Genomic DNA, 24,115 nt, shown 5'->3' on the forward strand with positions numbered 1-24,115 from the left:
ACTGATGTAAAAATTACACGAAAAAGCCGAGTCGAGTGCTGCGCTAGGCGCAGCGACTCGGCTCGGCCGGTCTTCGCGGCTAATCCCGCGATGTAGCGTTCAGCCCGGCTGCCCCCAGTTCATGGGAGCGCAAGACATTACTTGCTGTCTTTGACTTCTTTGAAGTCAGCGTCAACAACATCGTCTTGCTTGGCGCCTGCGTCCGATGCGCCAGCAGCTTGCTGTGCACCTTCCGCGCCGCCGGCAGCTTGCTGCGCTTGCATGTCGGCATACATTTTTTCGCCCAGTTTCTGCGATGCGCTCGACAGTGCTTCCACCTTGGCGTCGATCTCAGCCTTGTCGCCCGCCTTGATGCTTGCTTCCAGGTCGGTGATCGCCGCTTCGATCTTCTCTTTCTCGCCCGCATCCAGCTTGTCGCCGTATTCGGTCAAGGATTTCCGGGTCGAGTGTACCAGAGCATCGGCCTGGTTGCGCGACTCGGCCAATTCTTTGACCTTCTTGTCTTCTTCCGCGTTCAACTCGGCGTCTTTCACCATCTTCTGGATTTCAGCCTCGGTCAAGCCGGAATTGGCCTTGATCGTGATCTTGTTTTCCTTGCCGGTGGCCTTGTCTTTCGCGCCGACATGCAAGATGCCGTTGGCGTCGATGTCGAAGGTCACTTCGATCTGTGGCGTACCGCGCGATGCTGGCGGGATGCCTTCCAGATTGAATTCGCCCAGACCCTTGTTGCCGGCGGCGATTTCGCGCTCACCCTGGAAGACCTTGATGGTCACCGCAGGCTGGTTGTCGTCGGCCGTCGAGAAGACCTGGCTGAACTTGGTCGGAATCGTCGTGTTTTTGTGAATCATCTTGGTCATCACGCCGCCCAGGGTTTCGATACCCAGAGACAGAGGGGTGACGTCCAGCAACAGCAAGTCCTTGCGTTCGCCCGACAGGACCGAACCTTGAATCGCTGCGCCCACGGCGACGGCTTCGTCCGGGTTCACATCCTTGCGTGGATCCTTGCCGAAGAATTCCTTCACTTTTTCCTGCACCTTCGGCATACGCGTCATACCGCCGACCAGGATGATGTCATCGATGTCCGACACTTTCACGCCAGCATCTTTGATAGCGATGCGGCATGGTTCCATCGTGGCCGTGATCAGCTCTTCCACCAGGGATTCCAGCTTGGCGCGGGTCATCTTCAGGTTCAAGTGGACCGGTGCGCCATTCGCCATGGCGATGTACGGCTCGTTGATCTCGGTTTGTTGCGACGACGACAATTCGATCTTCGCGCGCTCGGCCGAAGCCTTGATGCGCTGCAGGGCGATCGGATCTTTTTTCAGGTCGATGCCGTTGATCTTCTTGAACTCGTCGATGATGTAATCGATGACGCGCTGGTCGAAGTCTTCGCCGCCCAGGAAGGTGTCGCCATTGGTCGACAGCACTTCAAATTGTTTCTCGCCATCAACATCCGCGATTTCGATGATCGACACGTCGAACGTACCGCCACCCAAGTCATACACGGCGATTTTACGGTCGCCTTTTTCGGTCTTGTCCAGACCGAACGCCAGCGCTGCCGCGGTTGGCTCGTTGATGATGCGCTTGACGTCCAGGCCAGCGATACGGCCGGCATCCTTGGTAGCTTGACGCTGCGAGTCGTTGAAGTACGCAGGCACGGTGATGACGGCTTCGGTGACTTCTTCACCGAGGTAGTCTTCTGCCGTTTTCTTCATCTTGCGCAGGACTTCAGCCGAGATTTGCGGCGGCGCCAGTTTTTTGTCGCGTACGCCGATCCATGCATCGCCGTTGTCGGCTTTCATGATCTGGTACGGCATCAGTGCGATGTCTTTTTGGACTTCTTTTTCGTCGAACTTGCGACCGATCAGACGCTTGACTGCGTACAGCGTGTTTTTCGGATTGGTCACGGCCTGGCGTTTCGCTGGCGCGCCGACGAGAATTTCGCCATCTTCTTGATAAGCAATAATCGACGGCGTCGTGCGTGCGCCTTCAGCGTTTTCGATTACCTTTGGTTGACCGTTTTCCATGATGGAAACGCAGGAATTCGTGGTTCCCAGATCGATACCGATAATTCTACCCATGATTTATTTCCTTTTATTTGCTAGATTTCAGATGGTTCTTATATGTGGCAAAGCGGCATGGTTTCAAGGCTTGCTTGATGCCGCCCTCTGATTATTTTGCTTGCGCGGTCGTTACAATGGCTGGACGCAGCAGGCGGTCCGCAATCATATAGCCCTTTTGCAGGACTGACACGATGGTATTGGCTTCCTGCTCCGCTGGCACCACGGCAACGGCCTGGTGTTTCATCGGATCGAGCTTTTCACCCTGCACTGGCAGCACTTCCACCAGGCGGTTGCGCTCGAACGCGGCGTTCAATTGCTTCAGGGTCATCTCGACGCCTTCTTTCAGCGATTCGATGGTCGGTGCTTCCACCGTCAGCGCCGTTTCCAGGCTGTCTTTCACCGGCACCATGGCTTCGGCAAAGCTTTCCACTGCGAATTTGTGCGCTTTAGCAACATCTTCCTGCGCGCGGCGGCGGATATTTTCGCCATCAGCCTTGGCGCGCATGAAGGCATCGTGCATCTCTGCAAGACGCGCTTCGGTACTCGCCAGCTGCTCTTCCAAAGTAGGCTCTGCGGGAGTAGATGGGGCAGTCGCCGCGGCGTCCGCTTGCGGATTAGGTACAGCTTGGTTTTCCTGATCTTGCATCTGAAAAGCTCCTACAATCAATGACTTAAATGAGTTAGTCTAACTATCTTTACAACACTAACGGGCAGATGGGGCTATATCCTATTGTTTCAAGGGGTATGCATGGCAAAACCAGAATTACATCGGTCCATGTTACAGCGTATTACAAAACGCTATCCATTTTGACCAGCGATCCGTGCGCACATCCCTTGATTTCCTGGCTTCCCACGACAAAGCGGGCATTCTACCAGCCCCGCCACGGCCATCGCCACTGGCGGTGTTGCTATTTGGAAAACTCCTTGACCGCGCCAGACGTGACAAAGCCGCGCAAGCGCGGCTTTTAATTGTCAAAAATCATTATCTTTAATGCGGCGCGCCCAGGGCCAGGGCCGCCGTGCGCGCCTGTTCGCCCGCCTTCTTGTCCGCCTCGCGCTGCGCCGCCGTCTTCATCGTCGGCCAGCCAATCATGTGCTGCTCCGCAATTTCTGCCAGGCCCGCGATCCAGGCTGGCGTTTCGTTAAGACAAGCGATGTAGTGAAACTGCTGGCCGCCGGCCGTCTCGAAATCATGCTTGGCTTCCATGGCGATCTCCTCCAGCGTTTCCAGGCAATCGCTGGTAAAGCCAGGACACAGCAGGTCGACGCGCTTGACGCCCTGTTGCGCCAGCGCCACCAGAGTGGGCGCCGTGTACGGCTGCAGCCATTCGGCCTTGCCAAAGCGCGACTGGAAGGTCACCACGTATTGCTCTTTAGTTAATTTCAACCTTTCCGCCAGCAGGCGCGCCGTTTTCAGGCATTGGCAATGATAGGGGTCGCCGAGCAGCAAGGTACGCTTGGGGACGCCATGAAAGCTCATCACCAGTTTTTCGGGACGGCCATGCGCTTCCCAATGGTTCAGCACGGAGTCGCGCAAGGCGTCGATATACGTGTCGTGCTCGTGATATTGCTTAATGAAACGCAATTCCGGCACATTGCGCACGGTGGCGTAATGGGCAAACACGGCATCGTAGATGGAACCCGTCGTCGTGCCCGAGTATTGCGGATAGGCAGGCAGGATGGCGATGCGCTCGCAGCCTTCGCTTTTCAGCTTGGCCAGCACGTCGGGCAAGGAAGGCGAACCGTAGCGCATGGCCATGGCCACGGTCACGCCGTCGTGGCCCCGCTCGGCCAGCGCGCCGGCCAGCAACTTGGCCTGCTTTTGCGTGTGCACTTTCAAGGGCGAGCCTTCGCGTGTCCAGATCGACGCGTATTTCTTGGCCGACTGGCCGGAACGGAAGGGCAAAATGATCAGGTTCAAGATGAACCACCAGACGATGCGGGGAATCTCCACCACGCGCGGATCCGACAAAAATTGCTTCAGATAGCGCCGCACGGCCGACGACGTCGGCGCATCGGGCGTGCCCAGGTTGACCAGCACCACGGCGCTGCGGTCGATACTGCCATGCGTGTACGGAGGTTCTGTTTGAAATGACATGAAGGCTCTTCGAAGGCGTTGGATGGATTAGCCAGTTATTATAGTTGCATTGAGTTAACAGCGAAGTGCTGGGGTCAGACCCTCAATGCCGCTAACGTCAAGCTCAGCGCTAACGCATCCGGGGTCTGACCCCGGATTTAAGCCTGCGTTTAAATTGCCAGCAGTTCACGCGCATGCTTGCGCGTGGTGGCCGTGATTTCCAGGCCGCCCAGCATGCGCGCCACTTCTTCCACCCTGGCCTTGGCATCGAGCATGTCGATGCGCGAGGCCGTCTTGCCATTGTCCAGGGTGCTTTTTGCCACCTGGAAATGTTGATTCGCCTGGCTGGCCACTTGCGGCAAATGGGTCACGCACAGCACTTGCCGTCCCTGCCCCAGGCGTTTCAGCAAGCGCCCCACCACTTCCGCGACGGCGCCGCCGATGCCGCTGTCGACCTCGTCGAAGATCAGGGTCGGCGTGGTGGTGGCATGCGAGGTGATGACGGAAATGGCCAGCGCGATGCGCGCCAGTTCGCCGCCGGACGCCACCTTGGCCAGGGAGCGGGGCGCCGTGCCCGCGTGACCGGCGACGAGGAATTCCACTTGTTCCAGGCCGTGGGCGGCCGGTTCGCACGGGTGCAGGGCGATTTCAAAGCTGCCGCCCGTCATGCTCAGCTCCTGCATGGCGCGCGTGACGGCTTGCCCCAGCTCCAGGGCGGCGGCACGCCGCGTGTCTGATAACCGCTCGGCCACGGCGCGGTATTCCGCCTCGATCTTCGCTTCCTGGCGCAGCAAGCCCTCGATATCGGAAGCGTCCGCCAGGTGCTGCAGCTTTTCCGACAGCTTCGCGTGTTCCTCCGGCAATTCTTCGGGCGTGACGCGGAATTTGCGGGCCGTGCTGTGCATGGCTTCCATGCGCGCGTCGAGTTGGTGCAGACGCTCCGGGTCCAGCTCGACCCGGTCCAGATAATTGTTCAGCGCGTACACGGATTCCTGCAATTGAATGCGCGACGATTCGATCAGGTCGACGATGGGCTGCAATTCCGCATCGACGGAAACCAGCTTGCCCAGCTTCTGGTTCAGGGCCGACAGTTGCGACACGATCGGGTGGTCTTCCGATTCGGAAATGAGGGACAGGGCTTCCTGTGCCCCTTCCAGCAGGCTGGCCGCGTGCGACAAGCGGCTGTGCTCGTTCGTGATGTCCGTCCATTCACCGGGTTTGGCGGCCAGTTTTTCCAGTTCGCCCACTTGCCATTCCAGGCGTTCGCGCTCGTACAGCACGTTGGCGGCGTTGGTTTCGAATTCTTCTCTCTGGCGCACGAGGGCGCGCCAACGCTTGTGCAGGGCCGCCACTTGCCGCGCATCCTGTTCCGCGCCCGCTTCGCGCGCCGTCGCCTGGCCGTCGAGCAAGGCGCGCTGCGCCTCGCTTTTCAGCAAGGACTGGTGCGCATGCTGGCCGTGGATATCGACCAGCATGTCGCCCAGTTCGCGCAGCTGCGCGGCCGTGGCGGGGATGCCGTTGATGTACGCCTTCGAGCGGCCCGCATTGTCGATCACGCGGCGCAGCAGAGCGCCGCCATCGTCGTTGGCGAATTCATTGGCCACCAGCCAGGCTTGCGCCACTTCGCTGACGGAAAAATCGGCCGTGATATCGGCCTTGGCCGCGCCTTCGCGCACCACGCTGGCGTCGCCGCGCCCGCCCAGCGCCAGGGTCAGCGCATCGATGAGGATGGACTTGCCGGCGCCCGTCTCGCCCGTCAGCACGCTGAAGCCGGCGGAAAATTCCAGTTCAATGGTATCGACAATGACAAAATCGCGAATGGACAGTGTATGGAGCATGGCTTCTGTGGTTAGGCGGCGCACCGCGGGTTAGCGTGGAGAAAAATGTTAGCTGAGCTTGCCCTCGCCCGACGGGTACTCATTCCAGTGCAATTTTTCACGCAGGGTGTTGTAGTAACTCCACCCTTCCGGATGCAGGAAGGTAATCGTATGCGGCGAACGGCGGATGAGGATGCGGTCTTGCTGCACCAGGCTGGCAAAGGTCTGCATGTCGAAATTGACGCTGATATCGCGCCCGCGCACGATTTCCACGACGATCTGGCTGGAGTCGGGCAAGACGATGGGGCGGTTCGACAGCGCGTGCGGGGCGATCGGCACGAGCACGATGCCGCCCAGGGTCGGATGCAGCAAGGGGCCGCCGGCGGACAGCGAATACGCGGTCGAGCCCGTCGGCGTGGAAATGATCAAGCCATCGGAACGCTGGTTGTACATGAAGTGGCCATCGACCTCGACGCGCAACTCGGCCATGCCGGCGCCGCCGCCGCGCGAAACGACGACATCGTTGACGGCCATGCCGACATGAATCGATACACCATCGCGCAGTACACTGCCTTCGAGCAAGGTGCGGCGTTCAGCCTTGAAGCGGCCGCCGAGAATTTGCGCCAGCACGGGCAGCATGCGCTCGAGCGGGATATCGGTCATGAAACCCAATCGCCCTTGATTGATACCGATCAAGGGTACGTCGAATGGCGCCAGCTGGCGCGCAATGCCCAGCATGGTACCGTCGCCGCCCATGACGATGGCGCAATCGGCGGCGCCGCCGATCTCGGCCGGCGACATGGCGCGCACGCCGGGAAACGCCAGGTTCAGATGCGCGGCCGTCTCGGCCTCGAAGACCACCGTGTGGCCCAGCACTTGCAGGAAATCGACGATGCTTTTGACGGGCTCGGCAATGCCATCCGTATTCTGGCGCACGACCAGGGCGATGGTCTTGGCGCCCAGGTTGAAGCGCTCGCCCGGGGCTGGCTGTTCGGCGCGCTGTTCGGCAGGTGTATCGACGGGCATAAGAGTCTCGGTAGTGAATTCGGTGGCAAACCGCCCCAGGCTGTCGCATCGCACGCCGGCTTCGCATGACACTGTATATATGCACAGTATAGTGCGGCTGCCGTGTGCCCGCAAGGGGCGTTCTTGGTGTTGCACGCAGTGTAGCGCAGAAAAAGAATCGTCCATGCGTGCGCCAGCGCTCCCTGCCTGGACAAATCCGCTTGCAGGCGGCCTGCCGCGGCGGGACACTGGTTTCACTTTACTGTCAGGAGGCCATATGGTTACCCCGCATAGCGAGCGCAAGATCAATACCGAGGAAAAAGTCAAAAATGACGGCGTCGACCGCCTGCCGCACGAGCGCGACGAATCGCCCGACGCGCAAAACGTGCGCCCGCGCAAGATCATGCAACAGGCGGCCAGCGACCTGGAACAGGGCCTGGTCGACACGGACCGCCGCGCCCAGCCCGGCGTGGAAAAGGTCAAGCCGGCCGCGCCGCAACAGGCGCGCCCTGACGCGCAGCTGGAACCAAAGAAGGCGCGCTGAATCGAACTGTCAGGCACCGCGACTTTGCCGGCGACGCGCCGGGCGCAGCCAAGCCCTGCACCACGCATGCGCCCCCTGTGTGACACAACGAACGGAAGGGCAAGGGTGGCACGCGCATGATGGACGCTCGAACCACGCAAGGAGTACATCATGAAAAAAACAGGATCAGCCGTCTGGAGTGGCGGCCTTAAAGATGGCAAAGGGTTTATTTCCACCCAAAGCGGCGCGCTCGACAATGTAGCCTATGGTTTCAACACGCGTTTCGAGGACGGTCCCGGCAGCAATCCGGAAGAACTGATCGGCGCGGCCCATGCGGCCTGCTTCACCATGGCCCTGTCCGGCCAACTGGGCGAGGTCGGCCTGCGCGCCACGGCCCTGAAAACCACGGCCGACGTCAGCCTGGAGAAAATCGATGGCAGCTATGCCATCACGGCCGTGCACCTGACCCTCGTGGCCACCATTCCCGGCGCCACGGAAGAAGCCTTCCAGGACGCGGCCCTGCGCGCCAAGCTCGGTTGCCCCGTGTCCAAATTGCTGGCCACGGAAATCACTCTGGATGCCCATCTGGAGTAATCATGTCACCGTCCGCCGCCCCTGTTGCAGCGGGCGGCAGGGGCGGTCTCGGCAAGAAAGCCGTAAAACGCATAAAATCCTGCCATTCCCCTATCATCATCAAGGATTTACGATGCGTATTTTGCACACCATGTTACGGGTCGGCGACCTGCAGCGCTCCATCGATTTTTACACCAAGGTCCTGGGCATGACGCTGCTGCGCACCAGCGACAATCCGGAATACCAGTACACCCTGGCCTTCGTCGGCTATGGCTCGAATCCCGACCACGCGGAACTGGAACTGACGTATAACTATGGCGCCACCAGCTACGAGCTGGGCACGGCGTATGGCCACATCGCCATTTCGGCCGACGACATCGTCGCCGCATGCGACGCGGCGCGCGCGAATGGCGGCAACGTCACGCGCGAACCGGGTCCCGTGAAAGGCGGCAACACGGTCATCGCCTTCATCACCGATCCCGACGGCTACAAGATCGAATTGATCGAGCGCAAGTTCGACGGCCAGGGCGGCGGCCTGTAATACCTCAGCCTGGTTCGGCGGCCTGTGCAATGGCCGCGCGCAGCCAGGCAATCCCCGCATCGCCGTCCGTACGGCGATGCCGTATCGCTTCAAACGCAAACGGCGCGATGGCAAACGGCGCAGCGTACTGCGCCAGCCCCTGCGCGGCACTGCCCTGCAAGGCGCGCCGCGCCACCGTCAGGATCAAGCCCGTCCCCCTCACGACATCCGGTGCCACCGTCCAGTACGGCACACGCACGGCGATGCGGCGCGCCTGGCCCAGCTGGGCCAGCGCCGCGTCGACTTCGGCCACCATGCCGCCTTCGCTGGACGCCACCAGCACGTGCGGGCGCGCCAGATAGGTTTCCAGGCTCAACGTTTCACCGGACGCCAGGCTGGCCGGGTCGAGCGCACACACGAACGTTTCCTCGAATAAGGTTTCCCTATGTAACTGCTCGGGCAATTGCGGGAACACGCCCAGCGCCAGGTCGATCTCGCCATCCTGCACGCCAGCGATCACGGCCGGGCGGCTGGCATAGCTGATGGCCAGGTCGATGCCGGGCGCTTCCACGCGCAAGCGGCGCAACAAACGGGGCAAGATCAGCGCCGCGCCGTAATCCGACATGGCCAGGCGAAACACGCGCTGCGCCGTGGCCGCCTCGAAGACGGCACCGCCCAACACGGAACGCACGCTTTGCAGCGCTTCGGCCAGCGGCCGTGCCAGCTCCAGGGCGCGCGCCGTCGGCTGGAAACCGCCCTTGCCGCGCAGCAGCAGCGGATCGTCGAGCAGATGGCGCAAGCGGGCCAGCGCATGACTGACGGCAGGCTGGCTCATGTGCAAGCGCTCCGCCGCGCGCGACAAATGGCGCTCGCTGAGCAACGCTTCCAGGATCACCAGCAAGTTCAAATCGACAGCGCGCAGATTATTCATTTGGTGCATAGTTGGATGACAAACTACGAATTGGATTTAATCATGACAGCATAATACGATGATTCCATCAACTCAAAGTGATGGAGTCACACATGCATGGATGGATCACCGTATTTGCCCCGCTGGCCATGCTGGCCGGCGCCGTCGTCCCCTTCCAGGCGGGCGCGAATGCCGCGCTTGGCCGCAATCTGGGCCACCCGCTGTGGGCCACGCTCGCCTCGCTGGCCGTCAGCGCCGTGCTCGCCTCACTGGTGATGCTGGTCTGGCGGGTACCGGCGCCCGATGTCGGTCTCGCCATGCGGGGACCGGGCTGGTCCTGGCTGGGCGGCGCGGCCGGCGTGTTTTACATTACGGCCGCGCTGATGCTGGCGCCGCGCATGGGTTCCGGCCCCTTCATGGCGGCCGTCATCGGCGGGCAAATGCTTGCCGCGCTGGCCATCGACCGCTACGGCTTGCTGGGCTTTGCCGCCAAGCACATTTCTCCGCTGCACTGGGCCGGTGCGGGGCTGGTGGTGGCCGGTGTCGTGCTGACCCAATTCGCCAACAGCCGCGCCGTGTAACACCACTTCAAGACGAAAAAAAACCAGCACCGTTGCCAGGGCTGGTTTTCATTCAGGGCAAGGCCGCGCTTACTTGTCGAGCAAGGCGTTGACGGGCATCAAATCCGTTTCCTTCAGGGTGCCAGCGGCCGCCTTCAGGCGCAAGCCGTTCATGATGGTGTCGTAGCGGGCTTTCGACAAGTCTTTTTGCGTCGAGAACAATTGTTTCTGCGCATTCAAAACGTCGATATTGATGCGCACGCCCACTTGATAGCCGAGCTGGTTCGACTCCAGTGCCGACTTGCTCGACACTTCCGCCGCTTCCAGCGCCTTGACTTGCGCCAGCCCGCTGTTGACGCCGAGGAAAGCCTGGCGCGCGCCTTGCGAGGCCGTGCGGCGTGCCGTTTCCAGGTCATTGCGGGCCTTGTTTTCCAGCGCGATCGATTCGCGCACCTTGCTGGTGACGGCAAAGCCGCTGAAGATCGGGATGCTCCACTGCACGCCGATGGCATTGTTGTTATTGCCGTTGCCGTTGCCGCCACCCGAGGAATAGGTATGGCCCGTGTTGGCGATCAGGTCCAGGGTCGGGTAGTGGCCGGCGCGGTTGCGGCCGATGTCGCGCTTGGCCGATTCCACATTGAACTGGGCCGTGACGACGCTGTAATTCTGCTCTTCGGCGGATGACACCCACGGCTCGACGGCGGCCGGTTCCGGCGCGCTGATGACGACGCCCGCGCGCATCGGCGCCAGGGTGGTCGGCGCTTCGCCGATGATGGTTTGCAAGGCGCTGCGCTTGTTGGCCAGGTCATTGATGGCGGCAAATTCCTGCGCCACCACCAGATCGTAGGCCGCCTGCGCTTCGTGCGTGTCGGTAATCGTTTGCGTGCCGACTTCGAAGTTGCGCTTGGCCGATGCCAGCTGCTCCGTCGTGGCGACCTTTTGCGCCTGCGTGGCGCCCAGGTTGTCCTGCGCGCTCAGCACGTCGAAATACGCCTGCGCCACGCGGGTGATCAGATCTTGCTGGACTTGTGCAAATTGCGCTTCCGCAATCGCTTGCGCCAGCTTGCTTTGCTGATAGGTTTCCCAACGGTCCCAGCGGAACAGCGGCTGCGTCAGGGTCAGGTTGTAGCTATTCGTACGCATGTTCACGGACGGCGAGGTGATCTTGTTGCCGCCATTGTTCTGGACGATCTGCTCGGTATTGCCGCGCGTGTTCGTTCCCGACGCGGCAACTTGCGGCAGCAAGCCGGCCAGCCCCTGCGGAACCCGCTCCATCCCGGCCGACAGGGCCGCACGCGCGCTGGCATACTGCGCGTCATTGGCCAGCGCCTGCTGGTACACCTGGATGAGATCGGCCGCCTGCGCTTGCAGCGAGTATGTCATCGAGACAAAGGCGCTGGTCATCAGCACGGCGATAAGGGGTTTCCGCATTGCATTTCTCCGTTGGAGTCGTCAAAAGTTGATGGAATCAAAAATCTGCTACCGCTTGCCCTGCGCCCGCCGGGTGAGCGGGGTACAGGCCTCCGCAGGCATGCAGGAAAACATGCCTGGGTGCATCTACTGCAAAATAACTTAGTATTTAGGCATTGCGCTGTCGACTTGCAGCGCCCAGGCATGCACGCCGCCCGTCAAATTACTGATCTTGCCAAAACCATTGCGCTCCAGGAAGGCCGCCACTTGCATGCTGCGCATGCCGTGATGGCAAATGCAAACGATCTCGGCGTCTTCATCGAGGTCATCGATGCGCGCAGGAATCGAATTCATCTGCATCAGGGTGGCCCCGTCGAGGTGGCACAGGTCGAACTCCCACTGTTCCCGCACATCCAGCAACAGCGGACGCGGGCGGGAAGGGTCAGCCAGCCAGGCGGCCAGCTGCGGTGCACTCAAATGCTCCATCGAATCGGTCGCCTCAGAACTGGAAATGCGACGGTGCCACGGCTTGCAGCGGCGTGACATTGGTTTCAAACAGCTTGCGCGTGTCGTAAGCCTTGTCCGAGCTGCGCGTGATCAAATGCGCCGACATGATCGGCGCTTCGCCGATGATGGCCAGGATGCGGCCGCCGACTTTCACTTGTTGCAACAGTGCTTCCGGCAACACGGCCAGGGCGCCGGACACGACGATCACGTCGTACGGTGCGCCCTTGCTCCAGCCTTGCGCGCCGTCGCCCAGTTCCACGGTGACGTTCGTCACGCCGTTGGCGGCCAGGGTCTGCTCGGCCAGGGTTTTCAATTGGGGAACGATTTCCACGCTCGTCACATGACGTGCCTTGTGCGCCAGCAAAGCGGCCATGTAGCCGCTGCCGGTGCCGATTTCCAGCACATTTTCATGCTTTTTGACGGCTACGTCTTGCAAAATGCGCGCTTCCAGCTTCGGCGTCAACATGCATTCGCCGCCGCCCAGTGGAATTTCGGTATCGACGAAGGCCAGGTTTTTATAGGCGGCCGGCACGAAATCTTCACGCTTGACCACGTTCAACAGCTCCAATACGTCGATATCCAGTACGTCCCATGGACGGATCTGCTGTTCGATCATATTGAAGCGGGCTTGTTCGATATTCATCTTTGGACTCGGTAAGTGAAGTAATAATCCGCCATTTTATCGTTGAACTGGCTGAAAGCACATGTTAACCATAAAGGCGGGGAATGGAGGAAATTTGCGACGATCTGCAGATTTGGGGGGGCGAACCTTGGAAAGGGGCAACTGAACGGTAGAGGCAAGCTCCGCATGTCAACTTTTCCCGGGCGCCTCCACCTGCAAGCTGCGCAAACTCATGTCGATAAAGGCATCCATGTAGGCGATCGGATCGATGTTCTTGACCTCGCACGGCAGGAAGGAGTGCGTCCACATCATCAGCATGGTGACGGGCGCGCTGAGGATGGTGCTGACCAGCACGGGATCGACCTGGCGGAATTCGCCGCGCTGCATGCCCCGCTCGAGCAGACTGACGATCAACCCATTGCCGCGCGTGACGACTTCTTCGTTGTAAAACTGCGCCAGCTCCGGGAAATTGTTCGCTTCGGCCAGCATCAGCTTGGTCAAACCGGCCAGCTTGGTGGCGCCGAACTCTTCCCACCATTGCATCATCACCTTGCGCAACAACTCGGCGCTGCTGCTGTCCGAGGCGGCCATGCTGTCTTCCGCCTCGCCGATCGACTGCACGATATTGTCGCGCACCACGGCCTTGAACAGCTCTTGCTTGTTCTCAAAGTACAGGTACAGCGTGCCTTTCGACACGCCGGCCCGCTTGGCCACATCCTCCAGGCGCGTCGATGCGAAGCCCCGTTCGACAAACAGGTCGAGGGCGGCGGCGAGCAATTCCTGCGGGCGGGCATCCTTGCGCCGCTCCCAGCGGGGCTTGGTATCAATCGGGGCTTGCATGTGTCTTTCCAAGTAACTTACTTTTGAGTCATTAATGGTAGACCGGTCTGCCGTCAAGGTCAAGCGCTGGCCACTGGCGCGACGCGGGGCACCGCCCGGCACGCCGAGCACAGGTATTGTACGCTCCGTGCGGGCGCTGGCGACAGCTCCTCTGGCACCGGACCTGTGGCGCCGGGTGAACCAGAATGCGTTTCAGGCCCCGTTTTGCGCAGTTCATCGCATTTCCACTCAGCAAGCGTGTCGGATTTGCTACCTTGCTATCGACAGCACGGCAGCCGCGGCGCGGCAGCCGGCTTTTTTCTTGTCCTGAACTAAGCAAGTACGCATAAATTCTTGGTACTTACTTAAAACAATCATAAAGGAAACACCATGCGTACCTTGCTGGCCCTGTGCTGTGCCGTTGCTCTTGGCGGTTGCGCCATCGTCATCAACCCCAACGATGGCGAAGTGCGCTATGCCGATTCAAGCGGCAATGCCATCCAGGGCAACGGGCAAGTGAGCCGCGACGTGCGCCAGGTCAGCAACATCAGCGCGCTCGACATCGACAACATGAAGCGCATCGACATTAAGATCGACGTGCGCGTCGGCCCGACGGCATCGCTGGTGATCGAAGCGGACAGCAATCTGCAGCCGCAGATCCACAGCGACGTGAGCGGCAATACCCTGCGCCTCTGGAGCGATACGAACATTCGCAGCAGCAATGGCATCCACGTCATCTATACGACGCCGCAATTGAAGAAAATCAATATCTCCGGCTCGGGCCGCCTGGTGGTCAGCGGCCTCAATGGCGACGATTTCAGCCTGGAGCAGCGCGGATCGATGAAGAGCGAACTGTCAGGCACGGTGGGACGCTTCGACGTGGCCAACAATGGCTCGGGCAGCATCAATGCGGCGGCCCTCTCCAGCGGCAACACGGACGCGGTGCAGAACGGTTCAGGCAACATCCAGTTGGGCAGCGTGCGCGGCGAGCGCATCAACGTGGCCGTCAACGGCTCGGGCAGCATCAGCGCCAACGGCGTCGTGCAGCGCCTCGACGCCAACGTGAATGGTTCGGGCGATGTCAACCTGGCGGCCCTGCGCAGCGATGTTGCCTATCTGGCGAGCAACGGCTCCGGCGACATCGACGTCACCGTCGAGAATGAAGTCAACGCCCGCGCCAGCGGTTCCGGCCGCATCACCGTGCATGGCGATCCAGCCCGCCGCACTTTGTCGGGCAAGCGCGTCAGCATCGTGCGCTAAACGCGCCCTGGCGACGCATGGGAGCCGGCTTGCTATACTGTCGGCTCCTCACCCGTTCGCCTGAAATCCCATGTCACCATCTGCCACCCTGGCATGCCGTCCCTCGTGCGGCGCCTGCTGCACCGCACCGTCCATCACCAGCCCGATCCCCGGCATGCCGGAGGGAAAACCGGCGGGCGTGCGCTGCGTGCAGCTGGCCGATGACAACCGTTGCAAGATCTTTGGCCAGCCGGCACGGCCCGCGTTTTGCGGCGGCTTGCAGCCATCGGCAGAGATGTGCGGCGACAGCCGCGAACACGCGGTGCACTGGCTGGCCGAGCTGGAACGGCTGACGGCGCCCTGAACGGCGCGATGGCGGCTGACAGATAACTGTTGACCGCATTTGCACGTTTGCGTATATTTATGCACATTCCTGCACGTTTATAGGTTCACCATGTCCGCCACCCTGCTCCTCAAACAACGCCACGCGCTGATCCAGCAACAATTGCATGCCGACGGCCGCGTGCTGGCGCTGGACCTGGCACGCCAGCTTGATGTTTCCGAAGATACGATACGGCGCGACCTGCGCGAAATGGCCGCTGCCGGCCTGTGCCAGCGCGTGTATGGCGGTGCCCTGCCGCTGGCGCCGGACGGCGGCACCTTGAGCCAGCGCAAACAGGAGGCGCCGGAACGCAAGGCGCGCCTGGCGCAGGCGGCCGCGTCCCTCGTGCGCGCGGGCCAGGTGCTGTTTCTCGATGCGGGTTCGACCAACCTGGCCATCGCCAGCGCGCTGCCAGAGTTAGCGCTCACTGTCATCACCAATGCGCCGGCCATTGCCATGGCCCTGATGGAACGTCCGGAAATCGAACTGATCATGGCTGGCGGCCGGGTCGACCGCCGCGCCGGCGCCAGCCTGGGGCCGCAGGCGCTGCGCACCGTCGAGCGCATGCATCCCGACCTGTGTTTCCTCGGCGCTTGCGGCGCCGATGCGGACGCGGGCGTGACGGCGTTCAACTACGATGAAGCCGAGTTCAAGCGCAGCATTGCCGGCGCCAGCAAGGCGGTGGTGGTGGCCGTCACCAGCGACAAGCTGGGCACGGCCGCACCGTTCGGCGTGCTGGCCACGGGCTTGCTGCAGCACCTGGTGCTGGAAGCCGATGCCGACCCTGTCCACATCGCCGCCTTTGAACGGCTGGGCGTGCAAGTGTTGCGCGCCCGCGCCTGATTTTATCCACCCCGACTCTTGAAAAGCTCCCCCATGCATCTCACCGGCACCCTGCAACAACGCGCCACGCGCCTGGTCTTCTTCGCTGCCGGCCTCGGCATGGCCGCCTGGGCACCTCTGGTCCCCTACGCCAAGTCGCGCCTGGGCCTCGATGAAGCGACTCTCGGCATTTTGCTGCTGTGCCTGGGCGCCGGCTCGCTGTGCGCGATGCCGTTTACGGGCATGCTCACGGCACGCTTCGGCTGCCGCAAGGTCATTGCCGGCGCCGGCCTGCTGCTGACCGCCATCCTGCCCGGCCTGGCGCTGGCCGCCACGCCGCTGCAACTGGGCCTGGTGCTGCTGGTGTTCGGCGCGGCCATGGGCACCTTCGACGTGGCCATCAATATCCAGGCCGTGATCATCGAAAAAGCCAACGGCGGCGCCATGATGTCGGGCTTTCATGCGCTGTTCAGCGTGGGCGGCTTCGCCGGCGCGGCCTGCATGGCCCTGCTGCTGTGGCTGGGCCTGACGCCGGCCTGGTCCTGCGTGGTAGTGATGCTGCTGCTGTGCGGCGTGCTGGGCGCGGCGCAAGGCCATCTGCTGCCGACGGCATCCGCCTCCGGCGAAAAGACGCCGCTGTTCGTCATGCCGCACGGCGCCGTCATTTTCATTGGCCTGTTGTGCTTTATCGTCTTCCTGGCCGAAGGCGCCATCCTCGACTGGAGCGCCCTGTTCCTCACTACCACGCGCGGCGTGGAAGAAGCCAAGGGCGGTCTCGGCTACGCCGCCTTCGCCATCGCCATGACGGTGGGCCGTTTTACGGGCGACAAGGTGGTCAGCCGCTTTGGCGGCAAGCGCGTGCTTACTTTCGGCGGCTTGTGCGCCGCCGCAGGCTTCTTCCTGGCCGTCCTGGCGCCGCACGCCAGCCTGGCCATGCTTGGCTTCGTGCTGATCGGCCTGGGCGCGGCGAACATCGTGCCCATCCTGTTCACGGCGGCGGGCAACCAGCATGCCATGCCGGCCAGCCTGGCGGTGGCGGCCATCACCACCATCGGCTACGCGGGCATCCTGGCGGGCCCGGCCGTGATAGGTTTCGTGGCCCACGCCACCAGCCTGAATATCGCTTTCGCCATGCTGGGCGCCGCCTTGCTACTGGTGGCGGCCAGCGCGCGCCTGGTGGCGCCGGCAAAACAGGCTTCCTGAAGCCTCCCCTCGCCTGGCGGCCAGCGGCAAAAAACCGCTGTCCGCCAGCGCCCAAATCGGCTAGCCGGGCCTGCGGCATGGTAAGCTTCGACCCCGCGCACATTGCTGGCGCCACGCGGTCACCCCATCCTGTCACTTATACCCGTACTTATACCCTTTTATACATCTATGGATCTCATTCTTGCGTTAAAAGCCATCATCATGGGGCTGGTCGAAGGTTTTACCGAATTCTTGCCGATTTCTTCCACGGGTCACCTGATCCTGGCCGGCAGCCTGCTCGACTTTACCAAGGATGTCTCGAAAGAGGTCATGGATGTCTTCGAGATCGCCATCCAGGCCGGCGCCATCCTGGCCGTGTGCTGGGAATACCGCCAGCGCATCGGCAGCGTGCTGACCACCTTCGGCAGCGAAGCCAAATCGCGCAAATTCGTGCTGAACGTGGCCATCGCCTTCCTGCCGCTGGCCATCATCGGCCTGGCCATCGGCAAGATGATCAAGCATGCACTGTTCAAGCCGGTACCGGTGGCCATGGCCTTCATCATCGGCGGCATCGTGATCTTGCTGGTGGAACGCCGCGCGCGCACCAATCCCGTCACCGTGCGCGTCAACTCGGTCGATGAAATGACGCCGTTCGACGCCCTGAAAGTGGGCTGCGCGCAGGCGTTCGCGCTGATCCCCGGCACCAGCCGCTCCGGCTCGACCATCATCGGCGGCATGCTGCTGGGCCTGTCGCGCAAGACGGCCACCGAATTCTCGTTCTTCCTGGCCATCCCGACCCTGCTGGCGGCCACCTTCTACTCGCTGTACAAAGCGCGCGACATCCTGTCGGCCACCGACGTGCCCCTGTTCGGCCTGGGCACCGTGGCCGCCTTCATCTCCGCCTTCCTGTGCGTGCGCTGGCTGCTGCGCTATATCAGCTCGCACGACTTCACGTTTTTTGCCTGGTACCGCATTGTGTTCGGCTTGCTGGTGTTGGCCAGCGCCCACTACGGCTGGGTTGTTTGGGCAGAATAAGGCACTATGAATCAAGATCTTAACCAGCGCGCGCTGCACCTGCTGCAAACCGTCTTCGGCTACCCGGCCTTCCGCGGCCAACAAGCCGACATCGTCGACCACGTCAGCCATGGCGGCGACGCGCTGGTGCTGATGCCCACGGGCGGCGGCAAGTCGCTGTGCTACCAGATTCCCGCGCTGCTGCGCGATGGCGTCGGCGTCGTCGTCTCGCCATTGATCGCGCTGATGCAGGACCAGGTGGACGCGCTGGAGGAAGTCGGCGTGCGCGCCGCCTTCCTCAATTCCACGCAAACCTACGAAGAAGCGAGCCGCATTGAACGCCTGGTGCGCACGGGCGGCATCGACGTCGTCTACGTGGCGCCCGAGCGCCTGATGACGCAGCGTTGCCTGGACCTGTTCCAGGCCTCGAAGATCTCCCTGTTCGCCATCGACGAGGCGCACTGCGTGGCCCAATGGGGTCACGACTTCCGTCCCGAATACATCAAGCTGTCGGTGCTGCACGAGCAGTTTCCCGACGTGCCACGCATCGCGCTCACGGCCACGGCCGACCCGCAGACGCGCGCCGAAATCGCCCTGCGTCTGCAGCTGGAAGACGCGCGCCAGTTCGTCTCGTCCTTCGACCGTCCGAACATCCGCTACCAGATCGTGGAAAAGGCAAATGGCCGCAAGCAGCTGCTCGACTTCATCAACACGGAACACACGGGCGACTGCGGTATCGTCTACTGCCTGTCGCGCAAAAAGGTCGAAGAGACGGCGGAATTTTTGAACCAGAGCGGCATCCGCGCCTTGCCGTATCACGCCGGCATGGAGTACGCCAAGCGCAGCGCCAACCAGGCGCGCTTCCTGCGCGAAGAAAACATCGTCATGGTCGCCACCATCGCCTTCGGCATGGGTATCGACAAGCCCGACGTACGCTTCGTCGCCCACCTCGATCTGCCGAAAAGCATCGAGGGCTATTACCAGGAAACGGGACGCGCGGGACGCGACGGCATGGCCGCCAACGCCTGGATGGCCTACGGCTTGCAGGACGTGGTGCTGCAGCGGCGCATGATCGATGAATCGGAAGCGGACGACACCTTCAAGCGCGTGCTGGGTGTCAAACTCGACGCCATGCTGGGCCTGTGCGAAACGCTCAGCTGCCGCCGCATGCGATTGCTCGAATACTTCGGCGAACCGGCTTCGCCGTGCGGCAATTGCGACACCTGTCTGGTGCCGCCCGTGTCCTTCGACGGCACGGTGCCCGTGCAAAAACTGCTGTCGGCCATCTACCGCGTCGACCAGCGCTTTGCCGGCGGTCACGTGATCGACGTGCTGCGCGGCGTGGAGTCGGAACGCATCAAGACCTGGCACCACGATTCGCTGTCCGTCTTCGGCATCGGCTCGGACCTGGGCGAGGCGGAATGGAAAGCTATCCTGCGCCAGGCCATCGCCCTGGGCCTCGTCTCGGTCGACCATGAACAATACAGCTCGCTGAAACTGACGGACGCCTCGCGCCCCGTGCTCAAGGGCGGCCAGAAGGTGCAGCTGCGCCAGTACCAGAAACCGGTGAAAACCAGCAAGCGCAGCACCAGCGTGGCGAAGGGCTATGTCGAGACGGATCTGTCCACCAGCGAGCAGGCGATCTTCGACAAGCTGCGCTGGTGGCGCGTGGAGACGGCGCGCACGCACAACGTGCCCGCCTACGTGATTTTTGTCGACGCCACCCTGCGCGAAATCGCCAAGGCCAAGCCTACCTCTCTGGAGCAGATGCGCGGCGTGAGCGGCGTGGGCGAGAAAAAACTGGCCTCGTACGGCGACGAAATCGTCGCCATGATCCTGGAGATGATTTGATGGAAGATTTGATGGAAGCACTCTCGTCCGACCTGATTTATCAGGCTGTGAAAATCCTCGGCGCCCAGCCTGACGCCGAAGATGCGGTGGAAGCGCAAGTACGCGCCCTGGTGCAGGACGACCTCACCGTGCGCCGCCTGGCCGACGTGGTGCCGGAAGCCTTCGGCCTGGTGCTGGCGTCGCACCTTCCCGGCGCCGAAAACATGACCCTGCCCGATACCTTCTGCGCGCAGGACGACGACGGCGAATGGGTGGAGTTTCCCCTGCGCCGCGAGCCGATCTTTATCGTCGCCGCGGACATCGCCCAGCATACCTTCCACAACGGTCCCCGCGCGCTGATACAGAATCTGGCCAACCGCAGCTCCCTGCTGGCGGCCATCAACAAGGGCTTGAATGCGGGCGGCTCGCTCGATGGCACGACGCTGGGCCCGCCGTCCTTCTTCGGCCTGCCCGCTGCGCTGTACCAGCCGGCGGCATCGCCCGAGACACCCTGACCACTTTACCTTGCCCCTGCCCTTGATAACGGAATGCTGCCGCGATGGAAACCAAATGGCTGGAAGACTTCATCTCGCTCGCTGAAACGCATAATTTCAGCCGTTCCGCGGCCCTGCGCCACGTCACCCAGCCTGCCTTCTCGCGGCGCATCCAGTCGCTGGAAAACTGGCTCGGCATCGACCTGGTCGACCGCACCTCATACCCCACGCGCTTGACGCCAGCCGGCGCCGTGTTCTACGAGCAGGCACTGGAAATGCTGGGGCAGATCAATGGCGTGCGCGCCCTGTTGCGCGGCAAGCGCGCGGCCACGCAAACAAGCGTCGATTTCGCCGTGCCGCATACCCTGTCGCTGACCTTCATGCCGAAATGGCTGACGGCGCTGGAAGAAGGTTTTGCGCCGATCAACAGCCGTTTGATGGCCCTGAACGTGCACGACGCCGTGCTGCAGCTGGTCGATGGCGGCTGCGACCTGCTGCTGTGCTATCACCATCCGCGCCAGCCGGTGCAGCTCGATCCGGGCCGCTACGACATGCTGGTGATGGGCCGCGAAACCCTGCGCGCGTATGCGCGCTGCGGCCAGGACAAGGTGCCCGACTTCGTCCTGCCCGGCAGCGCCAAGGAGCCGCTGCCCTTCCTCTCCTATACCAGCAATGCCTACCTGGGGCGCATGGTGGAACTGCTGGTGGCCGACGCCAAGGCGCCCCTGTTCCTGGAAACCTGCTACGAAACGGACATGGCCGAAGGCCTCAAAATGATGGCGCTGGAGGGACGCGGCATTGCCTTCCTGCCCGAATCGGCCGTCATGCGCGACGTCAAATACAAGCATCTGGCGCGCGCCGACGGCGGTGCACCAGGTTGGGAAATCGAGCTGGAAATCCGTTTGTACCGCGAGCGCCCGTCCAGCCTGCGCCCTGGCAAGCAGATCGTCGAAAGCCTGTGGCAGTACCTGGTGCAGGCGCAGGAAAACGCCGCGCGCAGCGGAAAAAAACGCCGGCGCGCGGCTGTCACCACAAGTCCCTCCTGACCTCTAACTATGCAATAAATGCATAACCGGATGCGCACAAAGCATTGGCCGGGGCATGAGGCTATCGCCTACGATGCGGTTCCGCTGCGCGCAGCTGCATCTCGGCTGTGCCTCTAACGTATTCGTATTGTCAGGAGCTTATCAAGCATGACCAGCAAGCACGCACTTCCTTCCTACCTCAATCCTGAAGACCTGGGCCCATGGGGCGTCTACCTCGAGCAGATCGACCGCGTTACGCCGTACCTGGGCAACCTGTCGCGCTGGGTGGAAACGCTGAAGCGTCCAAAGCGCATCCTGACGGTCGACGTGCCTATCGAGCGCGATGACGGCACCATTGCCCACTACGAAGGCTACCGCGTGCAGCACAATCTGTCGCGCGGCCCGGGCAAAGGCGGCGTGCGCTTCCACCAGGACGTGACCTTGTCGGAAGTGATGGCCCTGTCGGCCTGGATGACGGTCAAGAATGCAGCCGTCAACGTGCCATACGGCGGCGCCAAGGGCGGTATCCGTGTCGATCCGAAAACCCTGTCGCGCAACGAACTGCAACGCCTGACCCGCCGCTACACGAGCGAGATCAGCATGATCATCGGACCGAACAAGGATATTCCGGCGCCGGACGTCAACACGAATGAACAAGTCATGGCGTGGATGATGGACAGCTACGCCATGATCGGCGGCAATATGTCGACCGGCGTGGTAACGGGCAAGCCAATCTCGCTGGGCGGCAGCCTGGGTCGCCGCGATGCGACGGGCCGCGGCGTGTTCGTCGTCGGTTGCGATGCGGCCGCCAAGGTCGGCATGTCGCTCGAAGGCGCGAAAGTCATCGTGCAAGGTTTCGGCAACGTGGGCGGCGTCGCTGCCCGCATGTTCGCTGAAGCCGGCTCGAAAGTGGTCGCGGTACAAGACCACAAGACCACCGTCGTGCACGCCGGCGGCCTGAACATCCCGCAATTGCTGGCACACGTGGCCGAAGTGGGCAGCGTCGAAGGTTTCCCTGGCGCCGAGGCATTCGTGCCACGCGAAGATTTCTGGGGCATCGATTGTGACATCCTGATCCCGGCCGCGCTGGAACAGCAAATCACGGCTGAACGCGCACAAGTCATCCGCGCCAAGATCATCCTGGAAGGCGCCAATGGCCCGACCCTGCCGGCAGCGGACGACATCCTGACCGACCGCGGCGTGCTGATCGTGCCGGACGTTCTGGCCAATGCCGGCGGCGTGACCGTCAGCTACTTCGAGTGGGCGCAGAACTTCTCGAGCTTCTTCTGGACGGAAGAAGAAATCAACAGCCGCCTGACCCGCATCATGCGCGAAGCGTTCGATTCGGTATGGCAAGTGTCGCAAGAGAAGAAAGTGTCGATGCGTACCGCGACCTTCATCCTGGCATGCACCCGCGTGCTGCAGGCTCGCGAAGTGCGCGGCCTGTATCCATAATGGCTGCCTGAGAAAATGCCTGGGGCGTTGTTGCTTCGCCTAGCCCCAGACATTTTTCAGGCGCCATTGGGTTGCTGGCGCTCTAAAAAAAATCCCGCTACACTGATGTGTGAGCGGGATTTTTTATGGGTGCTTGCTTTGCGTCAAGCTGCGTAACCTTGCGGATTCTGGTGCTGCCAGCGCCAGTGATCGCGGCACATGTCGTCGATGTTTTTCTGTGCTTGCCAGCCCAGCAATTGCTTCGCCTTGTCGGCCGAGGCATAGCAGCTGGCGATGTCGCCGGGGCGGCGCGGCACGATGTCGTATGGTACCTGGCGACCGCTGGCCGCTTCGAAGGCGCGTACGGTGTCGAGCACGCTGTAGCCGTGGCCCGTGCCCAGGTTGACGGTAAAACCGCCCTCGGTGGCAAACAGGCGGTTCAACGCGGCCACATGACCCAGCGCCAGGTCGACCACGTGGATGTAGTCGCGCACCCCCGTGCCATCCGGCGTAGCGTAGTCATCGCCGAAGACGGCCAGGCGTTCGCGGCGACCCACGGCCACCTGGGCGATGAAGGGCATCAGGTTGTTCGGGATGCCCGCCGGATCTTCGCCGATCAAGCCGCTGGCATGCGCGCCGACGGGATTAAAGTAGCGCAGCACGCCGACTTGCCATTGCGCATCGGCATGCACGAGATCGGCCAGTATCTGCTCGACCATCAGCTTCGAGCGTCCATACGGGTTGGTCACGGACAGGCGCGACGATTCCAGGATCGGCAAGGCTTCCGGATCGCCATACACGGTGGCCGACGAGCTGAAGACAAAACGCTGCACGTTCGCCGCCGCCAGCACTTCCAGCAGCGCCACGGTACCCGACACATTGTTGTCCATATACATCAGCGGCTGCGCCACAGATTCGCCCACCGCCTTCAATCCGGCGAAATGGATCACGGCATCGATGGCGTGCTCGCGCAAGACGGCGGCCATGGCAGCGCGGTCGCGCACGTCCGCTTCATAGAAGGGTACGCTTTTGCCGGCAATGCGCTCCACGCGCGCCATCGCTTCGCGCGCGCTGTTGCACAAATTATCCACTGCGACCACATCAAAGCCGGCAGCGAGCAATTCGACACAGGTATGCGAACCGATGAAACCGGATGCGCCCGTCACGAGTATTTTCTTGGACATAATATCAACCAATGCAAAAAAGATAAGACTACCGCAATTCACCCGCCTTGCCTAGCCAGCGCACGCTAGCGCACGCATTAAAAAAGCCTGCGGCGTCGCCGCG

Annotated in this window: 24 protein-coding genes; 13 read left to right on the forward strand and 11 right to left on the reverse strand. The window is 62.0% G+C overall.

Translation table 11 applies throughout. The features are described from left to right. Positions 1-137: 137 nt before the first annotated feature. The 5 genes from dnaK to AC3IQ7_RS27655 all read right to left on the reverse strand — a co-directional run bounded on the left by dnaK (position 138) and on the right by AC3IQ7_RS27655 (position 6,983). Entirely contained in the window at positions 138-2,081 is a 1,944-nt protein-coding gene (gene dnaK / locus AC3IQ7_RS27635; RefSeq protein WP_034745982.1) for a molecular chaperone DnaK, read from the reverse strand. A gap of 91 nt (positions 2,082-2,172) precedes the next feature. Then, positions 2,173-2,709, reverse strand: coding sequence for a nucleotide exchange factor GrpE (gene grpE, locus AC3IQ7_RS27640; protein WP_034788734.1), 537 nt, complete (start codon positions 2,707-2,709; stop codon positions 2,173-2,175). A gap of 342 nt (positions 2,710-3,051) precedes the next feature. Then, positions 3,052-4,161 carry a ferrochelatase gene (gene hemH / locus AC3IQ7_RS27645; RefSeq protein ID WP_099376343.1) on the reverse strand — a complete coding sequence of 370 codons (1,110 nt, stop codon included), beginning with the start codon at positions 4,159-4,161 and terminating at the stop codon, positions 3,052-3,054. A 149-nt stretch (positions 4,162-4,310) separates the two neighbouring features. Then, positions 4,311-5,978, reverse strand: coding sequence for a DNA repair protein RecN (recN, locus tag AC3IQ7_RS27650; RefSeq protein WP_322425964.1), 1,668 nt, complete (start codon positions 5,976-5,978; stop codon positions 4,311-4,313). Positions 5,979-6,026: 48 nt separating this feature from the next. Beyond that, positions 6,027-6,983 (reverse strand): NAD kinase, encoded by a 957-nt coding sequence (locus AC3IQ7_RS27655; RefSeq protein WP_233515979.1) that lies wholly within the window; start codon positions 6,981-6,983, stop codon positions 6,027-6,029. A gap of 256 nt (positions 6,984-7,239) precedes the next feature. On the opposite strand from AC3IQ7_RS27655, the gene AC3IQ7_RS27660 reads away from it, so the two are divergent. From AC3IQ7_RS27660 to gloA, 3 genes are all read left to right on the forward strand, one after another. Next, complete coding sequence (locus tag AC3IQ7_RS27660; RefSeq protein ID WP_099376341.1) at positions 7,240-7,506, forward strand: hypothetical protein; 267 nt, start codon at positions 7,240-7,242, stop codon at positions 7,504-7,506. Positions 7,507-7,656: 150 nt separating this feature from the next. Next, a complete protein-coding gene (locus AC3IQ7_RS27665; RefSeq protein ID WP_099376340.1) occupies positions 7,657-8,079 on the forward strand; it encodes an OsmC family protein in 423 nt (140 codons plus the stop codon). A gap of 112 nt (positions 8,080-8,191) precedes the next feature. Continuing rightward, positions 8,192-8,599, forward strand: coding sequence for a lactoylglutathione lyase (gloA, locus tag AC3IQ7_RS27670; RefSeq protein ID WP_099376339.1), 408 nt, complete (start codon positions 8,192-8,194; stop codon positions 8,597-8,599). Positions 8,600-8,603: 4 nt separating this feature from the next. On the opposite strand, the gene AC3IQ7_RS27675 is transcribed toward gloA, so the two are convergent. Next, a complete protein-coding gene (locus AC3IQ7_RS27675) occupies positions 8,604-9,509 on the reverse strand; it encodes a LysR substrate-binding domain-containing protein (RefSeq protein ID WP_489207880.1) in 906 nt (301 codons plus the stop codon). A 92-nt stretch (positions 9,510-9,601) separates the two neighbouring features. Here AC3IQ7_RS27675 and AC3IQ7_RS27680 point away from each other — a divergent pair, with 92 nt between their 5' ends. Next, positions 9,602-10,069, forward strand: a complete 468-nt coding sequence (locus AC3IQ7_RS27680) for a DMT family transporter (RefSeq protein ID WP_219308336.1) — start codon at positions 9,602-9,604, stop codon at positions 10,067-10,069. A 69-nt stretch (positions 10,070-10,138) separates the two neighbouring features. On the opposite strand, the gene AC3IQ7_RS27685 is transcribed toward AC3IQ7_RS27680, so the two are convergent. The 4 genes from AC3IQ7_RS27685 to AC3IQ7_RS27700 all read right to left on the reverse strand — a co-directional run bounded on the left by AC3IQ7_RS27685 (position 10,139) and on the right by AC3IQ7_RS27700 (position 13,427). Beyond that, the gene (locus AC3IQ7_RS27685; RefSeq protein WP_099376337.1) at positions 10,139-11,479 is read right to left on the reverse strand and encodes a TolC family outer membrane protein; all 1,341 of its coding nucleotides are present in this window, start codon (positions 11,477-11,479) and stop codon (positions 10,139-10,141) included. Positions 11,480-11,620: 141 nt separating this feature from the next. Then, positions 11,621-11,944 carry a rhodanese-like domain-containing protein gene (locus AC3IQ7_RS27690; RefSeq protein WP_034745954.1) on the reverse strand — a complete coding sequence of 108 codons (324 nt, stop codon included), beginning with the start codon at positions 11,942-11,944 and terminating at the stop codon, positions 11,621-11,623. A gap of 13 nt (positions 11,945-11,957) precedes the next feature. Next, on the reverse strand, positions 11,958-12,608 hold the full coding sequence (locus AC3IQ7_RS27695) for a protein-L-isoaspartate O-methyltransferase family protein (protein ID WP_034788761.1): 651 nt from the start codon (positions 12,606-12,608) through the stop codon (positions 11,958-11,960). A gap of 168 nt (positions 12,609-12,776) precedes the next feature. Next, complete coding sequence (locus AC3IQ7_RS27700; protein ID WP_034788763.1) at positions 12,777-13,427, reverse strand: TetR/AcrR family transcriptional regulator; 651 nt, start codon at positions 13,425-13,427, stop codon at positions 12,777-12,779. A 369-nt stretch (positions 13,428-13,796) separates the two neighbouring features. Here AC3IQ7_RS27700 and AC3IQ7_RS27705 point away from each other — a divergent pair, with 369 nt between their 5' ends. The 9 genes from AC3IQ7_RS27705 (at position 13,797) to AC3IQ7_RS27745 (ending at position 22,849) form a co-directional block, all read left to right on the forward strand. Continuing rightward, positions 13,797-14,666, forward strand: coding sequence for a head GIN domain-containing protein (locus AC3IQ7_RS27705; RefSeq protein WP_099376336.1), 870 nt, complete (start codon positions 13,797-13,799; stop codon positions 14,664-14,666). Between the two features lie 70 nt (positions 14,667-14,736). Continuing rightward, complete coding sequence (locus AC3IQ7_RS27710) at positions 14,737-15,009, forward strand: YkgJ family cysteine cluster protein (RefSeq protein WP_099376335.1); 273 nt, start codon at positions 14,737-14,739, stop codon at positions 15,007-15,009. A gap of 90 nt (positions 15,010-15,099) precedes the next feature. Next, complete coding sequence (locus tag AC3IQ7_RS27715) at positions 15,100-15,870, forward strand: DeoR/GlpR family DNA-binding transcription regulator (protein ID WP_489207881.1); 771 nt, start codon at positions 15,100-15,102, stop codon at positions 15,868-15,870. A 33-nt stretch (positions 15,871-15,903) separates the two neighbouring features. Continuing rightward, positions 15,904-17,052 (forward strand): MFS transporter, encoded by a 1,149-nt coding sequence (locus tag AC3IQ7_RS27720; RefSeq protein ID WP_489207882.1) that lies wholly within the window; start codon positions 15,904-15,906, stop codon positions 17,050-17,052. Positions 17,053-17,220: 168 nt separating this feature from the next. Then, the gene (locus tag AC3IQ7_RS27725) at positions 17,221-18,066 is read left to right on the forward strand and encodes an undecaprenyl-diphosphate phosphatase (RefSeq protein ID WP_086137850.1); all 846 of its coding nucleotides are present in this window, start codon (positions 17,221-17,223) and stop codon (positions 18,064-18,066) included. Positions 18,067-18,072: 6 nt separating this feature from the next. Continuing rightward, the gene (gene recQ, locus AC3IQ7_RS27730; protein ID WP_099376332.1) at positions 18,073-19,896 is read left to right on the forward strand and encodes a DNA helicase RecQ; all 1,824 of its coding nucleotides are present in this window, start codon (positions 18,073-18,075) and stop codon (positions 19,894-19,896) included. Then, positions 19,896-20,390 carry a hypothetical protein gene (locus AC3IQ7_RS27735; protein ID WP_489207883.1) on the forward strand — a complete coding sequence of 165 codons (495 nt, stop codon included), beginning with the start codon at positions 19,896-19,898 and terminating at the stop codon, positions 20,388-20,390. The genes recQ and AC3IQ7_RS27735 overlap by 1 nt, the downstream gene beginning before the upstream one ends. A 44-nt stretch (positions 20,391-20,434) precedes the next feature. Next, the gene (locus AC3IQ7_RS27740) at positions 20,435-21,415 is read left to right on the forward strand and encodes a LysR family transcriptional regulator (RefSeq protein ID WP_322425954.1); all 981 of its coding nucleotides are present in this window, start codon (positions 20,435-20,437) and stop codon (positions 21,413-21,415) included. 147 nt (positions 21,416-21,562) lie between these two features. Beyond that, complete coding sequence (locus AC3IQ7_RS27745) at positions 21,563-22,849, forward strand: Glu/Leu/Phe/Val family dehydrogenase (RefSeq protein WP_035822630.1); 1,287 nt, start codon at positions 21,563-21,565, stop codon at positions 22,847-22,849. Positions 22,850-22,992: 143 nt separating this feature from the next. Here the strand turns inward: AC3IQ7_RS27745 and galE are convergent, their stop codons facing one another. Further along, the gene (galE, locus tag AC3IQ7_RS27750) at positions 22,993-24,012 is read right to left on the reverse strand and encodes a UDP-glucose 4-epimerase GalE (protein WP_489207884.1); all 1,020 of its coding nucleotides are present in this window, start codon (positions 24,010-24,012) and stop codon (positions 22,993-22,995) included. Positions 24,013-24,115 lie beyond the last annotated feature (103 nt).

It is taken from the genome of Janthinobacterium sp. GL_088 (assembly GCF_057837845.1).